We start from the raw sequence: 16,237 nt of genomic DNA, 5'->3' as shown, positions 1-16,237 counted from the left end.
TTCTAAACCCCCGGGTCTCGGGGGTTTTTTGTCACTTTTACTTCTTATCCGAAAAGCTTACTGGAATTAGGTGGAATACACCGAATATAAAAACCTGAATTGCGTCCGAAATTTTAAATCCGCCTCTGTCTCCAGCACGTAAAGAATAGATTCCGACTTCGATAACGTGGATCCCTAAGATCACCCAACCAAGAGTGAGTACGATCCCATCCAGACTTGGATGTAAATTAATGAGTTGTACGATTCCGCTCAAGACTCCCAGCCATAAAAGCCAAAATGCAGCCGTGGAAGCCTTGGATATATTATTCACTAGATTCATTCTTTCCCTCTCGAAAAATCGATTCCGAGTATAGCAATCGATACAGAAGATTTGGTCAAGAAGAAGTTTCTTAAGAGCCGGATTCCACTTCTATTTTTTCGTCCTGTTCCGCTTCATTTAAGACGGGGCTTCTGATTTTATCTAGAAGAGACTTTAGAATATCGTAATATGGCAGGACTTTGGGACCGACCGATTTTCCGAATTTGTTCTCGTAACTGGTCCTAAGTGTAGCTTCTTCATCTCCTCCCATAAAGTAAGAAGAGGAAGCAGTTCCTTCCCAAAGGATTTCCTTTGTATCACATTTTTGGATCTGGGCTTGTATGGAAATTTTCATCCCATCGGAAGAAGGTCCGAATGTTGCAGGACTCAGCCAAACAAAAAAGGAGGGTGTAGTTCCATTCAAGGTTTCTTCCAATTTAAGTGTAAGAACCCCTTGAGATTTTCCTACCGGAGATTTGCAGTTTTGATTTTTGCTGGAAGGATCCGGATATACTATAAATTCCTTATGGTGAGCAAGTTCTTGTTCCGCCATAGATTTTACTAATGTTGCTTCGACCTGATTTACTTTCGAACTGGAATCGATTGCTACAGTCAGTCTTTTAAATCGGTCTAAAGAAGATTCAAAATTCGGTGCGATCCTAATTTGTTTTACCGCACAATTCGTAAAGGAAACGGAAATTAAGAATAGAAGTATTAATTTAGATCTCATTTTTTCTTTCCGGTTTTCTTTTTGGGAGCCGTCTTTTTCTTAGCGGCTTTTTTTGCTTTAGGCTTAGGAGAAGTTTCTTCTATTACAAATTCGGAAACTGTTTCGGAGTCATCTTCGTCCGGTCCAAAACCTAAAGGAATTGCTTCCGATTCTTCCTGTTTGCGGCTTCTATATGCCAGTTCCAAAATTGCCGGAAGTAGGGTAAGTGCTATGAGTAAACAAGCACCGATACCTATTGTTGCAACTTTTCCGATGGAATGTAATCCTCTTTGGTCTGCAAGAAGTAGCGCGCTCCATCCAACGAGTGTGGTCAATGTGGATGCAATTACCGCAGGTCCCACCATCGCCATTGCTTTTACTATATCATGATCTTCTCTGAATCTATAATAGATATAGATCCCATTTTGTATTCCATACCCTATGATGACTGGGAATACCAAAACATTCATAAAATTTAATTTCAGTTCTATGATGGACATGACTCCAACTGTGACCAAAATTCCCAATAGAAGCGGGATCAAAGAGAGTAATGCTGGTAAAAATGCCCTATAGAATAGTATTAAAACTATGACTACCAATCCCAAGGTTATAAAGAACGCTGCGACTCCTTCTCTTTTTACGATCATGATGAGTTGAGCAAATAGCATCAAACTTCCTGCTGTATCCGTTTGGAATGTATAAGATCTGGCTTGCGCAATATTCTTATAAGGCCTATGTTCCAAGATCGTGTCTACGGTTCCGGGTAATATCTTTATGGAGAGAAGTTTTTCCTGAGAGTATGTATTCAGTGCATTTAATAGAATCTTATTTTCCGAAGTAGAATAGTTTTCTTTGACAGGATCAATTTCAGATTCTTTTTGAGTTCCTGTCGAATATAGGATCGTATTTAGAGTTCTTCTGGAAATTTTAGGAACTTCTAATCTTCCAATTGCAGCAAAGAACTCTAATAATTTTCCTCCATGCCATAAGGCCACCTTAGGGTAGAGGAATAATAAATGTCCTTTTTCTTTGGAGCTTGCAACTTCTTTGAATTGGGACGAAAAATAATCAGGTACTGCAGTATAGTCGTAAGGTTTAACGGAAAGGAATAGTTTTGCTTTAGGTAAGTATTTTCTTTGCTCCGGTTTTAAGAAGGAAGCTTTCACTGGCTTCATGTCTTTTGCAAGCTGGTCCAAAACTTTACGGTTTTCTAACTGTTGAGAATAAGGCGGAACAAAGTTCCAAAGGGAAACAACTTGGTCCACGGAACCCGCAATCGATTCAGGAACCGGATTCAAATAATCGAATACTGCTTCGGATTCTTCTAAACTTTTTACTACGATTGCCTGAGGATCTGAAGAAATATCGAAACGATCCGCGATCTCATCATATAAGTTTACCGATTCTAGATTTTCTACTAAAAGGTTTCTTCCGTTTACATCGAATTGGACTTTTGGTGCAAAAACTCCGAGTAATAATACTAGAACTAAAACGCTTATAGAAAGAATTCCCGGCCTAGAATAAAATTTTCTTAATAATCCGGAAGGAGTCTGTTGTGCTTCATTTAAAAGGAAAGCCTTGGATAGAGAAGGAAACCATTTTAAAAGTAATGCGATTTGCAGAGCAGTCACACCATACATTGCGACAGCGATCAGTACGATCCCGTAGGTCGCAATAATTCCGAACTCGCTGAATCCTCTGAATTCCGAGAATGAAAGAACTACGAATGCAGAAGTTGTGGTTAACGCAGAACTAAAAGAAGCGATCCCTGTATGGTAAATTGTATCTTTGATTGCTCGAACAATATCTTGCTTCTTGGTAAATTCTTCCCTAAACCTGTACAAAAATTGGATTCCATAGTCTATTCCGAGTCCCATGAGGATGGAGCCGATGATACTTGTAATACTGTTTAGCTGGCCTATGACTAAACCTGTTAATCCAAAAGTCATCAGCAGTCCACTGAGTAGAGAGAACAAAAGGATTACTATAAAAAGTGGATTACGGAAAAATAATAAAAGTAGAAGTCCTATTCCCAGAAAAGAAGCAATTCCGATCGGCTTTAATGCTCTGACTAAAGTTTCGTAATCGTCTTGGTTGAGTTTATAAGCTCCCGTGTAACCTGCGTAAATTCCGTCTTTTTCTATCTTTAAGTCTTTTACTACGGTTTGGACTTTCTTATCAATTTTTTCCAAAAACTCAATATCTACAAAGGAGCCGGTAGGTTTGATGAGAACAATTAGCATCCCTTTTTCTGGAGAAATATTATATTCGTCGAATATATCTCTTTTTGCGAGTTTTTGGTATTTTGAGATGATATCCGTAAAATCAGGATTGTATTCTTCGTTGGTAAGTTTGATGAAGAATGGATTTGCCTTTTCTATTTCGTCGTCAATTTTGCGTTTTACTCTTTTACGAACCTCTTTTAGATCTTCCGTTTTTAAGAATAACGGAAGTCTATCCTGTAAAAAGGAAACATTATACCTATAGGAAACATAACGTACTAACTCTTTATCTTTTAAAACCTCAGCTGCAAGTTTATCGGAGGCACTTTTGAGTGCGATTTCTTTGGCTTTATAGTAGGCGATGTTTTTACGTTTTGCCTCGTCGGCCAGTTCCAACTCTTTTTTTTGAGTTTCGGGATCACCGTTACGTTTGGCTTGGAATGCCTTGGTAAGATGTTCGGTCATTCCTTTATCGTCTTGGAATTTAAGAGCTACAGTGTAGAATCCGCTTCCGCCGATCATTTCGATCACACGTTTTGTTTGAACAACGGAAGGGTTATCGGATGGAAGAAGCTGTAAGTTATCGCTGTTAATGGAAAGTCTGGTGGCTAAAAAGCCGGAGATCACCAGAAAAATGAATAGGATTGCGGAAGAAGCGGCCGGTTGGGTTAACACCAACTCAGTCGCTTTAGAAAGAAGTTTTCTCATCAGTTCTTGGCTGCTTTTTGTATTAGGGAGATTGTCCCCTTGATTCCGTTTTTCTTAATAGACGGCTCTATATTTTTAGTGCGGTTGATCTCTGTTGCGAGTTTACCTTCTGTCTCAAAATCGCTAATGTACCAGGCACCTTCGGATTCGGAAAGAATCCAAGCAAACTTGATCTGATCGGATCCTTTGTAAAGAATGGAGGAGCCAATTCTTGCTTGTTTGCCGGTCACGCTAGGTTTGTCGTAAGTGATATCGATCTTATCAAAATATTTTAATGCGACAGGGAATGCTTTATTCACTATGTATTCGGAGATTGCATCTTCGAATTCCTTTCTTTCCGCCGCAGAAATTTTATGATCTCCGATGAGTTTTTCGGAGAATTTTCCGACATGGACAAGAGCCAATGCCTTATCGTTCTTTTTATAACGGATAAAGCCGATTAATTTTTTAACGGCGGATAACGTCTGCTCTTCTGCCGAAACTTCAGGCGAAGTATTTTGGGTCTCGTTAGTAGTTTGGGAATCCTGGGCGAAAAGAAAACCCGAGGAAAGTAAACAAAACAATAAAATTTGAAATAGTTTCACAGATATTACCTAAGGAAGGATCGATCCGGGAATTTTACAATCGGGTAAAAACAGACTGCATACTGGCCGGATAAATTTACAGTAATGGAAGGGGAAGGCTTAAGTCAACGGAAATTAGACTTAATTCGGGCGGAGAAAATCGTAAGCCTGGCTTCCACAAGAAAATGATAAAACTTTCGGTGTTAGGCAACTTAAGATCAGAGGATGTTTTGCTTTATATTGTTCCACTAAAATTTGGGCAGTATGTTCTTTGGCAAGGTCGGCTGCCCAATCGTGATAGCTGATCGGGATCCCTGGTATAACGGCCTTTAGACTTCTATGACTATCGGAAGCATCCTTATTCAGACATGCATGGGTCGCAAACGCATAATTCCCGTGAAGCTCCGTTCCTGCATCGAAACATTCTCCTGCCTCTTCTGTGTGTTCAATGATTGGAAGAAGATTAAAATAACCTGTTTGGATCTCTTTCATACTTAAAAAAATCCAAGGATGTTCGATAGGGGCAAGTATACTGATCATTGGATAATTCTCCGCCCAATTGGAGTGAGAATAGAAATCCTGCGCTATATGTAATGCCATTCCCAATTTCATAAGCCCGCTGATATAATTGGGTTCCCGATAAGAATCGTCTTTTAAGGTTCTGAACCGATCAGCACATCCCAGAATATTATCATTATCGCAATGATATGCATCATTGTTCATAAAGGCCGCATCCGCTCTTAGATTGCCTTGGACAATCAATTCCATGCAGTCCGCTCTCAAGTCCCAGCCGGTCTTATCTGCAAATTCGAAAAATGCCTCTTGGGTAATGCTAGTATGAGTATGCGGGCCCTTCTTCCCGAATGCTCTCAAAGGAGAGAGGGAAGTAAGAAAATACACAGAGAATCCAAACGCCAAAAATTTTAGAAAAACAAAGTTAGTCTTACTGCTCATATATTTTTGTAATCAAGCAATTACATATATGAGACCCGGGATTTTCTCCAAGTAATCAAATAATTACATAATGAATAAAGAAATATTACATCCTTGTCTGGACATAGGTCGAGACCGCAGTTTATAGACTATATTCTATTTTCTTAATGTTTGGGGCGTGGAATGTTTTGTGTGACTTAAAAATCAGTATCCGTTCTTTTTCCAGTCCAAGATCCCATTGGATTCGAAATATTCCAAATCTTGGACATCATCCAAATCGGATAATACAGGTAGAAGTCCCACTTGTTTTCTGGCCCATTGTAGTTTTTCCAAACTTCTGGCAAAAACAGTTTCTGTACTCCATTCTATTCCATGAAAAAGTTCAGGAGTATCCGACTTGAGTCCTACCAGATAATAACCACCGTCTTTCGCTGGCCCTAAAACCACATCCTTATGATCTAAAATCTGAAATGCCTCTTTTAGGTGTAATGGGTCTAACTCAGGGCAATCGCTTCCGATAAGAATTGCGGGACTGGAACCGTTTTGAAAACAGTACAAGAAAGCGTTTCTCATCTTTTCGCCTAGATCCTTTCCTTCTTGTTTACGGATGAGTAATGGGGAATGCCCCCAGCTTCCCAGATCAGATGGATTCGGAAGATAAGAATCGAACCAAAGAACTTTAGGAACATCCAAGTCTTTGCAGACAGTTCTGGTTTTTTCGACCAAGGCTTGGTATACTTCTAGTGCTGCTTCTTCTCCTATATCTTTGGCTAAGCGTGTCTTAACTTTTCCCGGCACTGGATTTTTCAGAAATATATTCAATATCGGACCTTTCATTTTTATCTCCGGGATGTTATGATCATAGGGCATCTATTCCTTGGGGGATGTTTTTTCCAAGGATTAAGCGAAATAAAGCTATCCTTTGATACGATGAAATAATAATTAGAACAAGCTCTTTAATTTCAAGACGATATGAAAAAAGTAAAGTCTCAAATGTTCATTATTCTATAAGGAGATATTTATGATCTTAAATCTAAAAAGAGGGATTCTACTTCTTAGCTTAGGGATCATCCTGACCGGATTGGTTGGGACCGCTTGTGCACCCGGAGGAAAAGACTCAATCCCACCTATCTTCAATTTCGGATACCAATTGGAAAAAAGTAAAACCGGATTTTTTATTATCGTTCCAAGAGGAATTGCACAGTGAAGAATGCATTTAAAAAGATCGCATTGATCTTAGCCATATTTTTCGGATTGAGCATAGGCTTTCGTTCCGATAGAGGACGGAATAGTAGTTTTCCTATATCATTAAAATTTAAACTTCTTCAACAGCCGTTGCATGCAAGTGCAACCGAGTGGGGTTTTGTTCGTCAATCTGCAACATGGGCGAGAGGAAACTCTCTCTTTATGGATGATATTATTGCCGGGATCCAGGCAAATCAATTACTTACTGCTCTTGCTCATACCCAAATTGTATCGGCTACTAATATTCCAATGGGAGATGAAGGAGGAGTTTTTGATATTAAGTTACGATTAAAAGATAATACGAGTCCCGTTCCTTTTGTAGTTCCTTCTTCTTCCGTTTTTGCTGCACAAAAAGAATTTGATAATTGTTTTCAACTGAAAGTGGCGGGAACAAGTGCTATAGCTCTTCAATTTTTCTGGGATGATGACCCAAGAGATCCAGATCAAGACGGAGCTATCTTGCTTTATAATTTGAGCCTTCTCGCTCCTAATAAATGGACTGCTACCGCCGTAATCGAAAGTTACGTATATAGCCCGGATACTACGGATCCAAAATATGACCCGAATAATATTCATGTGGATCAAGGATTGGTACAAACATATTCTTGGGCAGGACCTCTCGGTACGGATACCTTAGCTCAATCGGTACAATCCGGGAGAGTAATTTTGGAAGAAATGGATGGAGGTGCAGTATTCTGCTTTAAAACAGTTGTAAGCATTAAGGGAGATGCTGACTTTTCTTCTTTAAGTCCTTTGTTACCAGCGAATCAAGCTTTCTGTAATACTGGAAGTGCAGCTGAGTATTATAAGTTAGCCTATAGCCAGGAACTTACTGGTAATTTAGAAGTAATCGCTAAATCCGGTTGGGAGGAAGGAGGAGTTTCCTCAATAGCTTCTGCCGCCGATGATCAAATATGCGATTATGGATCTATAAATTACGGAATTTTTGATGTAAATGGATTTGTTAAAGACCATATCTTATCCGTGAATGTTCCATCTTATGATCATATTAATGTCTCAAGAGTTTCCAAACTATACGAACGAATTGGAACACCAGGAAAGTCCGGAGCCGGCGATTTAATGGGAGTAAAATGGGACGATTTAACTGAAGGCACAATCCAAGGATTAACATCTTCCGTTAGTTTTAAAGATCTAACTAGTTACGGTTTTTAATTTATTTTAAAAAAGACAGGAATCTTTCTAAAACCCCCGGTGCTCGGGGGTTTTTTATTGCCCGAAAACATTTTATATCATACCTTATTTTATTAGCTTCACCATAACTCAGCTATGGGGCCGGGAGGATGCGAAAGATGGCGCAAGAATCCGAGATAAAATTTATTTATAGTACGTATATCGCAAGTAGTCCCGAAAAAGTTTGGGAAGCTTTGACCAATTCCGAATTTTCCCAAAAGTACTGGTTCGGAAGTAAGATAGAAGGAGATTGGAGAGTAGGTGGCGGATTCAAATTTTTGGATCCGAATGGAGAACTTTTAGTCGTAGGCAAAATTTTAAAATACGATAAACCGTTTTTACTTTCTTATACCTGGGAACTTCCGCCTGGCTTTACATCCGTCCCTCCCGAAATAAAAGCAAGACTGGAAAAATCCAAAGAACCTACTCGTGTGACTTATATTCTAAAACCGATGAAAGATCTTACAAAACTTACTGTTCTTCATGAAGATCTTTTGCCTGAAGATTTTATAGAAAATCCGGATACGTTTGTAGGATTGAATAATGGTTGGCCTGCGATTCTTTCTTCTCTTAAAAGTTTACTAGAAACGGGAAAGGCGCTGCAGTTTTAATAAGCGATGTTAGGAAACCTTCTCCGCAAGAAATAATAATCCCAAGCGGAGAAGTGAAAGTAGGTAATGATTAAGCGGCCTTGCTTTGGATTTCTTTTACCGGATCTATGTCCTTCCATTCTGCAAATAGGTGTCTTTGAGAAAGAAACCATGCAAGTGAAAGTGCGCCGAATCCAGCCGCGATAAACGCAGTCCCTGTAGAAGCTCCCAATAGGAAAGCTGCTCCTACCAAGAGGGTGATTCGGACAGGTTCCAAATACAAAGTCCAACGTTTCAGATCTAAAATTCCTCCCACAGTTGTTAAGGAGAATATGCTGAAGAAGAAGATTAGGTATAATAGTCCTGTCGGAATAGAATTCACTTTTACGAGCATAGAGAATGTTCCGACCAACGTAAGAACAAACCAGGTCACCGCATATGCTGTTAAACTTTTAGAAAGAGTTACATCATATTTTTTGAATGTTTTCTCGTCCACTTCCGGGATAGGATATTGACCTCCCAGATCCTGAGGTCTCCAGCCCGGCATTGCTAAAAATGCTTTGACCTTATCAATAAATCGAGGGCTTTGTTTTGCCTGCTCCCACATTTCTACCCAATAATGAACGTTTGCCCATAATGGATTGAAGCTGCGAAGAGGTTTGACTGTTCCGTAAACAGGAGTTTCTTCTTCAGCTTGAAAAGTTCCGAACCATTTATCAAAAACGATCAACGTTCCACCGTGATTTCTATCGATATACTTAGGATTGATTCCATGGTGAACTCTATGGTGAGAAGGTGTATTGAACACTGCTTCAAACCATTTTGGGAATTTATCTATCGCTTTTGTATGGATCCAGAATTGGTAGATTAAATTTAATTGTCCGTTCAGTACCATTACAATAGGAGAAAATCCTATGATCGCTAAAGGAATATAGAAGATCCAAGTAAATAGTCCATGAAAGCTTGCCTGACGTAATGCAACTGTCAGATTATATTCTTCACTTTGGTGATGAACTACATGTCCTGCCCAAAGGAAATTGACCTCGTGACTTAATCTATGCAACCAATAATAAGCAAGATCATATAGAACGAAACAACTGACCCAAACCGCTATAACAATTGTCCAAGCCCAGGTAGAAGCGGAAAGTCCTAACACTTCGGAAGAAGGCATCCAAGAAACTGGTTCACTTGGCCAAGAAGGAAGATTGAATATTTTCCAATTTTCATATACCCAAAGATAGGCGAAGAATGTGATCGTCTTAAAAATGATCCCGAAAATTTGACTAGCGATTCCTGCACTAAGATCGTTGATAGAATCGTTCAGACGATATAGTTTTCTTTTATGATACCAGGAGAACGCGAGCTCTAACCCGATCAGTAAAAAGAAGAATGGAATTGCGATTGTGATAAGATTTATTTTTTCCATAATACAAGCCGGTTAACCTCTATCATTCCTCGTTCAGGAACTAGGTCAATCCAAAACTAAAACGGACTCCAAAACGGAAATTCTTTACCTATCATTTGTGTGAAAAAAACTAACTCGTTCGAGGTATGCAGGTTGACTAAATCTAGAACGATGTCGTAGTTCCTACCTTATGGCAGTATCTAAATGGATGATTTATGGAGCGAATGGTTACACGGGAGAACTGATCGCAAGAAGAGCAGTGTCTCGCGGTCTAAAGCCAGTACTTGCTGGAAGAAACCGAAACAAAATTGAAGAGCTCGCAAACGAACTGCGTTTAGAATATAAAATTTTTGATTTAAATAATACGAATGAGATTGGTTCGAATATCCAAGAATTCCGACTCGTTCTACATTGCGCGGGACCATTTACTCAAACTTCTGTTCCAATGGCCAAAGCATGTATTTCTAAAAAAGTTCATTATCTGGATATCACCGGAGAAATTCCTGTATACGAATCTCTCCAAGCTTTAGGGGAAGAAGCAGCGAAAGCGGGAGTTCTTCTTTTGCCTGGTGTGGGATTTGATATTGTTCCTACTGATTGTTTAGCTTCTTCTTTAAAAGAATCTCTTTCTAAACCGAAGTTTTTGGAACTTGCATTTGTGGGACTGAGTGAGGTTTCTCCGGGCACTATGAAAAGTGCACTTGCTCAATTGCCTTACGGTTCTATGGTTAGAAGGGAGGGGCAGATGGTCGGAGTTCCTCATCTGAGTAGAACTAGGGAAGTTGTAGCAGGTGGGAAAACCTATAAGGTGTATGGGATCCCTTGGGGAGATGTATTCACTGCCTATATTTCCACAGGTATTCCGAATATAGATGTGTATACGGATATTCCATCCGGCCAAGTGAACGCGTTACGCTATTTTAAACCGATTATTTCTTTATTAAAAATTCCTTTTGTACTAAAAGGAGTTCAGGCTTTGGTTGGAAAAACGATCAAAGGACCTGGAGAAAGAACAAGGACCCTGGTCAAAACGACCGTGTGGGGGGAAGTTCGATCCGAAGAAGGAAAAAAATCCACAAAAATTCTAGAATGTAAAGAAGGTTACGAATTTACAGTGGAATCATCTCTGGCGGCGGTTTCCAAAGTACTTTCCGGAAAAGGTGGAAAAGGATTTAAGACCCCGAGTCTTGCATTTGGTTCCGAATTCGTTTTAGAAATTCCCGGATCTAAATGGAAAGATATTTCAAATTGAATAGAAGTTCCTTTCTTCCGGTTTAGAATTTATTCTTTACATTCTTCTCCGTATTTTTAGATTAAAAAACGATCGATCATGTCTTATTTTCGCCCGTTTGTATTATCCTTTTTTCTAATATTTCTTTTCTCTTGTGTTTCTATTAAGGTCCAGGTACCCAAAACTCTTTCCGGCGCTCACGAAATACAAGAACAATGGATGGAGCTGAAATTCGGAATTCCGGATTACGCGCCTACAGACCCGGATTACCAGGTGGAATTTCCAAACGAAGATCCTGTTCATTTTGTATATTTCGAGGATGGATTTACCTCTTGGACCGGTTTGGGAAAAGATTATACTAATCTGTACGGACCGATCTCAAAACTGATCCGAAAAGAGTTGAATGATCATAAGGAAGAATATCCGGGAAAACATAAGATCACCATCCAGAAGTTCAAACTGGAATCAATAGATCATTGTAGTTACAACCAAGTAACTGTGGAGATGGAAGCGGATATTATTTCTTCCGGAAAAGCCTGGCATTACCAATTTAAGGACGGGATAGAGTCCAGGGTTACGGATTGTATGGCAACTCTTGCGACAGTTCCGATTCTACTCGGATGGATCATACATCTTCCTTATATAGGTCATAGAGGAAACAGAGAAGATCAGCTAAATCAAATGGGCAGAGTTGCTCTTTTGGATTTTCTGGATGAGATCAAAAAACATTCCATAGATCTTAAACGCCCTCAGAGCAAAAAAGGAAATAAGTAAGATGAAGCAGAAAATTCTAATATTCTTACTTGTCTGTTCTACTTTTCAATCCTGTTATTATTCCACCGAAAAAAGATACACCGTCGCACAGCCGTATGAGCCGAACGACAAAATGTATTTTGATGAACAAAATCCTCAATTCGAAGAGGGAGAACCTTATTCTGTAATCGATTTTATAGGAAGCTGGATCTGGATCGACAGCTTAATTGCAAAAGTTATGATCTGGGATAGAAGGATCCAAAATCACAAGATCTCTTTCGAAACAAAAAAATATCTGATGGATTATATCCGGGATAATAACCTAAAAGACGTTAAAGCGCGCTTTAACCAATATGCGCCTTTGGACGATTTTAAAAGACTCTGGCATTCTAAATCCGTAAATCCTGTCTTAAAATGGACCATTGGTTTGTTTGCCTATGTGGTAAACGACGTACTTTTAGTGGGTCGTATTTTCGGCGGGGATCATTATAATCCGTATTCTAATACGATTCATGTGTATTCCGATATTCCTGCAGTAGTAGTGCATGAAGGTGGACACTCAAAAGATTTTGCACAAAGAAAATATCGTTCCTGGTATGCGTTAGGTTATGCAGTTCCGATACTTGGGGCCTTCTACCCGGAAGCAAGAGCCTCGGACGATGCGATTCGATATTTTAGATATCGTTGCGATAAAACGGAAGAGATGACCGCATATCGCACATTATATCCCGCTTACGGTTCTTATGTGGCAGGTGGGATCTCGGACTTACTTCCAACCTCTCCTTATGCAGTTTTATATTCTTATTCCATTCTCGCTGTCGCAGCAAGCACAGGACATGTGGTTGGTTACGTTCGCCAAAAACAAATGGAGAAGGAATGGATTCCCAAAGAATGTATGATTGCGGCAGAGTTGGAAAAGAAGAAGTAAGCCGTGACGCGCATGGGCGAATGTTCGTAAGGCCTCTGCGCGTCGAGTGCATGTGCGAACATTCGTCAAGCCCCCTGAATCCCGTGGCATGGGCGCAATTACTCAAAAACCAATAAAACCACTCCACATTTGCTATGGCCACATTCTTCCACTTTCCTGGTAAAATCAGATTTCTTTTCCAACACTTGGGTCAATATTTTACTAATATGTTTAATATTTGAACATGAGTTGAAAATCGGTATAAAAAATAAGCGCATAATTTAATTTCTGCTTGTTTATTAAGAGCAAAATTAGTCTCCTTCAGATAGATAGGAGGAGGATTCTATGCTCCTGACTAATTACCAAACGGATTCCTTTTACGACGAAATGTTCTCAGAAGAGGGCGGAATTCGCCAGAGTTATCATATCTTAAAATCCAGGATTGAAGGAATGGATGATAAGGAACTTTTGAAGCGGAAGGCTTCCGCAGAAAAGGCACTTCTTTCCTTGGGAATCACCTTTAATGTGTACGGAGATGAAGAGGAAGAGGAAAGGATCATGCCTTTCGATATCATTCCTCGGATCGTAACTTCTTTCGAATGGAAAAAAATGGAAGAAGGTCTGAAACAAAGGATCCGGGCCCTAAATCTTTTTATCCAAGACATATATGGAGATGAGAAGATCATTAAGGACGGAGTGATCCCAGCAGAGATAGTTTATAGTAGCTCCGGTTATTTAAAAGAATGTAAAGGGATCAAACCTCCTAAGGGGATTTGGATTCATATTACTGGAACGGATCTTGTGCGCGACGGGGATGGACAGATGTTGGTCCTTGAGGATAATTTACGTTGTCCTTCCGGTGTTTCTTATGTATTAGAAAATCGTGAAGTAATGAAAAAAACCTTCCCGGAACTTTTTGCGAGTCTTTCCGTAAGGCCGATCTATGATTATCCGATCAGACTTCGCGGGATGCTGGAACATCTTTCCGACAAACCGAATCCGAATATTGGAGTTTTAACTCCAGGGATCTATAACTCTGCATATTACGAACATAGTTTTCTCGCATCTCGTATGGGAGTTCCTTTGGTAGAAGGTACTGACCTTACGGTAAGAGATGATAAATTGTATATGAGGACCACAAAAGGTCTGAAGCAGGTGGATGTTCTGTACAGAAGGATAGACGATACCTTTATGGATCCTAAAACTTTCCGTAAAGATTCTCTTTTAGGCGTTCCAGGTATATTCGAAGTATTTAAAAAAGGAAACGTTGCGCTTGCGAATGCTCCTGGCACGGGAGTTGCTGATGATAAGGTGATCTATTCTTACGTTCCTGATTTTATTAAATATTATCTGGGAGAAGAGCCTATTATTCCTAACGTTCCTACGTATCTATGTTCCAGGGAGAAGGACCTGAAATATGTATGCGAGAATATTGGTAATTTAGTCGTAAAAGCGGCTAATGGTGCCGGCGGATATGGAATGATCATAGGCCCTGTCGCGAGCGAAAAAGAAAAAGAAGAATTCGTAGAAAAAGTAAAAGCAGATCCTCGTAATTATATAGCTCAACCTGTTTTGAGTTTATCCAGGATCCCTACATTGATCGAGGATAAATTAGAAGGAAGACATGTGGATCTAAGACCTTTTATCTTATACGGAGAAGAGATCTATGTGATGCCCGGAGGGCTTACCCGCGTCGCTTTAAGAAGAGGTTCCTTGGTTGTGAATTCTTCCCAAGGTGGCGGATCTAAAGATACTTGGGTGATGGGTTAATATCAAAAAAAGAAGAAGAACTGGCAATCAGGGAAATACCCAAGCGGAACCGAAAAAAATCATAAAACTAGAGAGGTTTCCTAATGTTAAGCCGAGTCGCTGAATCCGTATACTGGATGAATCGTTATATGGAAAGGGCCGAGAATTATTCACGTTTTTTGGATGTGAATTTTCAACTTTCCTTAGATTTGAACGAGGACTCCAACAGACAATGGATGCCTTTGGTGTATACCACCGGAGACAATGAACTATTCTCCAGAAAGTATAATATTCCTAGTAAGGAGAATGTGATCCATTTTATGAGTTTGGATATTGAAAATCCGAATTCTATTATGAATTGTTTGATCCGTGCCAGAGAGAACGCAAGGACAGTCCGAGAAAATATTTCCACTCCAATGTGGGAAGTGATTAACGAATTTTATCTTACCATTAAATCCAAAAGAAAATTTGAAGAATCTGATATGCCTGGAATTGCTGAATTTTTTAAGGCAATCCGAAACCAATGTTTATTATTCTATGGCTGCCAAGAGGCTACTATCTCTCATGATGAAGTTTGGCATTTTGCTTTGCTCGGAAGATTATTGGAAAGAGCGGATAAGACTACTCGTATCCTTGACATGAAATATTTTATACTTCTTCCTTCCAGAGAAGAAGTTGGATCCACTTTAGATCTGATCCAATGGCTTTCCCTCTTGAAATCCGCAAGTGCTCATGAGATGTTTAACCGTTTTTATACAAGGATCACTCCCAAGAATATAGCGGAGTTCCTGATCCTGGATAAAATTTTTCCGAGAGCGATACGTTTTTGTTTGTCCAAAACGTTCGATAGTCTAAAAATTTTAAGTGGTACGGATAAGGACAGTTATGGGGATGAAACGGAGAAGAGGGTAGGTGTTCTTCTTTCCGAAATGAATTACGCCTCGATAGACGAAATTTTTTCCTCCGGTATGCACGAGTATTTGGACCAACTACAAGTGAGATTGAATGGGATCGCTGCACAATTAGACGAGACCTATTTTAGGAATTGAGCATGTCCTTACTCGTATCTCTCACTCACGAAACTTCTTACGAATATGATAGGCCCGTTGCGTTATCTCCTCATATCATTCGATTGAGGCCGGCTCCTCATTCTAGGACTAGGATTGTCTCTTATTCACTTCTTGTAGAACCTTCCGAACAATTTTTGAACTGGCAACAGGATCCTTTCGGGAATTACCAAGCAAGATTAGTTTTTCCTAAGAAGACCGAAAAATTAAAAATACTCGTGGATTTGGTGGCGGAAATTCAAGTCATCAATCCATTCGATTTTTTCTTGGAGCCTGATGCGGAAGAAACTCCTTTTATTTATTCGGATGCTTTGAGAAAGGAACTTCTTCCTTACTTGAGCGCGACTGATGGAAGTAATGCACTTGCAAATTATATTTCCGGCTTAAGAAAAGACGGAATTTTAAAATCAAAACGTACTGTGGATTTTTTGGTAGGACTCAATCAAAGAGTATACCAGGACATTTCTTATGTGATACGAATGGAACCAGGTGTGCAAACTTGCACGGAAACTTTGGAAAGAAGATCCGGTTCTTGCAGGGATTCCGCATTTTTACTCGTTCAGATCTTAAGACATATCGGTCTCGCATCTAGATTTGTATTCCGGCCTTTTCGGAAGCAAATTCCAACGAAGAGATCAAATCCAACCAAGGCTCCAATCCTTCGAT

At 39.7% G+C, this 16,237-nt stretch carries 16 protein-coding genes; 9 read left to right on the top strand and 7 right to left on the bottom strand.

Annotation, left to right across the window (positions count from 1 at the left end; genetic code table 11):
- Positions 1 to 37 precede the first annotated feature (37 nt).
- The 6 genes from CH365_RS19235 to CH365_RS19210 all read right to left on the bottom strand — a co-directional run bounded on the left by CH365_RS19235 (position 38) and on the right by CH365_RS19210 (position 6,270).
- Positions 38 to 319: a hypothetical protein gene (locus CH365_RS19235; RefSeq protein ID WP_100770170.1), complete on the bottom strand. Its 282-nt coding sequence runs from the start codon at positions 317 to 319 to the stop codon at positions 38 to 40.
- Positions 320 to 389: 70 nt separating this feature from the next.
- On the bottom strand, positions 390 to 1,028 hold the full coding sequence (locus CH365_RS19230) for an MXAN_6521/LA_1396 family lipoprotein (RefSeq protein ID WP_100770169.1): 639 nt from the start codon (positions 1,026 to 1,028) through the stop codon (positions 390 to 392).
- Positions 1,025 to 3,937, bottom strand: a complete 2,913-nt coding sequence (locus CH365_RS19225) for an MMPL family transporter (RefSeq protein WP_100770168.1) — start codon at positions 3,935 to 3,937, stop codon at positions 1,025 to 1,027. The genes CH365_RS19230 and CH365_RS19225 overlap by 4 nt, the downstream gene beginning before the upstream one ends.
- The gene (locus CH365_RS19220) at positions 3,937 to 4,521 is read right to left on the bottom strand and encodes an ABC transporter substrate-binding protein (RefSeq protein ID WP_100770167.1); all 585 of its coding nucleotides are present in this window, start codon (positions 4,519 to 4,521) and stop codon (positions 3,937 to 3,939) included. Before CH365_RS19220 ends, CH365_RS19225 begins: the two co-directional genes overlap by 1 nt.
- 120 nt (positions 4,522 to 4,641) lie before the next feature.
- Positions 4,642 to 5,454, bottom strand: coding sequence for a hypothetical protein (locus tag CH365_RS19215; protein WP_100770166.1), 813 nt, complete (start codon positions 5,452 to 5,454; stop codon positions 4,642 to 4,644).
- A gap of 183 nt (positions 5,455 to 5,637) precedes the next feature.
- A complete protein-coding gene (locus CH365_RS19210; RefSeq protein WP_100770165.1) occupies positions 5,638 to 6,270 on the bottom strand; it encodes a TIGR04282 family arsenosugar biosynthesis glycosyltransferase in 633 nt (210 codons plus the stop codon).
- A gap of 184 nt (positions 6,271 to 6,454) precedes the next feature.
- Between CH365_RS19210 and CH365_RS19205 the strand changes: the two genes are divergently transcribed.
- The 3 genes from CH365_RS19205 (at position 6,455) to CH365_RS19195 (ending at position 8,480) form a co-directional block, all read left to right on the top strand.
- Positions 6,455 to 6,640 carry a hypothetical protein gene (locus tag CH365_RS19205; protein WP_100770164.1) on the top strand — a complete coding sequence of 62 codons (186 nt, stop codon included), beginning with the start codon at positions 6,455 to 6,457 and terminating at the stop codon, positions 6,638 to 6,640.
- Positions 6,637 to 7,851: an LIC_12337 family protein gene (locus tag CH365_RS19200; RefSeq protein WP_100770163.1), complete on the top strand. Its 1,215-nt coding sequence runs from the start codon at positions 6,637 to 6,639 to the stop codon at positions 7,849 to 7,851. The genes CH365_RS19205 and CH365_RS19200 overlap by 4 nt, the downstream gene beginning before the upstream one ends.
- A 137-nt stretch (positions 7,852 to 7,988) precedes the next feature.
- The gene (locus CH365_RS19195; protein ID WP_100770162.1) at positions 7,989 to 8,480 is read left to right on the top strand and encodes an SRPBCC family protein; all 492 of its coding nucleotides are present in this window, start codon (positions 7,989 to 7,991) and stop codon (positions 8,478 to 8,480) included.
- 70 nt (positions 8,481 to 8,550) lie between these two features.
- On the opposite strand, the gene CH365_RS19190 is transcribed toward CH365_RS19195, so the two are convergent.
- Complete coding sequence (locus tag CH365_RS19190) at positions 8,551 to 9,885, bottom strand: sterol desaturase family protein (protein WP_100770161.1); 1,335 nt, start codon at positions 9,883 to 9,885, stop codon at positions 8,551 to 8,553.
- Between the two features lie 169 nt (positions 9,886 to 10,054).
- Here CH365_RS19190 and CH365_RS19185 point away from each other — a divergent pair, with 169 nt between their 5' ends.
- The 6 genes from CH365_RS19185 to CH365_RS19160 form a co-directional block, all read left to right on the top strand.
- On the top strand, positions 10,055 to 11,116 hold the full coding sequence (locus tag CH365_RS19185; RefSeq protein WP_100770160.1) for a saccharopine dehydrogenase family protein: 1,062 nt from the start codon (positions 10,055 to 10,057) through the stop codon (positions 11,114 to 11,116).
- A gap of 78 nt (positions 11,117 to 11,194) precedes the next feature.
- Positions 11,195 to 11,869 (top strand): hypothetical protein, encoded by a 675-nt coding sequence (locus tag CH365_RS19180; protein WP_208861246.1) that lies wholly within the window; start codon positions 11,195 to 11,197, stop codon positions 11,867 to 11,869.
- 1 nt (position 11,870) lies between these two features.
- A complete protein-coding gene (locus CH365_RS19175; protein ID WP_208861245.1) occupies positions 11,871 to 12,776 on the top strand; it encodes a hypothetical protein in 906 nt (301 codons plus the stop codon).
- A 324-nt stretch (positions 12,777 to 13,100) separates the two neighbouring features.
- Positions 13,101 to 14,525, top strand: coding sequence for a circularly permuted type 2 ATP-grasp protein (locus CH365_RS19170; protein ID WP_100770159.1), 1,425 nt, complete (start codon positions 13,101 to 13,103; stop codon positions 14,523 to 14,525).
- A gap of 83 nt (positions 14,526 to 14,608) precedes the next feature.
- Positions 14,609 to 15,553 (top strand): alpha-E domain-containing protein, encoded by a 945-nt coding sequence (locus CH365_RS19165; protein ID WP_100770158.1) that lies wholly within the window; start codon positions 14,609 to 14,611, stop codon positions 15,551 to 15,553.
- Between the two features lie 2 nt (positions 15,554 to 15,555).
- On the top strand, positions 15,556 to 16,237 hold a 682-nt coding region (locus CH365_RS19160), incomplete at its 3' end, for a transglutaminase family protein (RefSeq protein WP_244283326.1).

Source organism: Leptospira neocaledonica (assembly GCF_002812205.1).
Classification (GTDB): Bacteria; Spirochaetota; Leptospiria; order Leptospirales; family Leptospiraceae; genus Leptospira_B; species Leptospira_B neocaledonica.
Note: the sequence above shows the minus strand (reverse complement) of the source record. Positions and strands in the feature narration are given on the sequence as shown.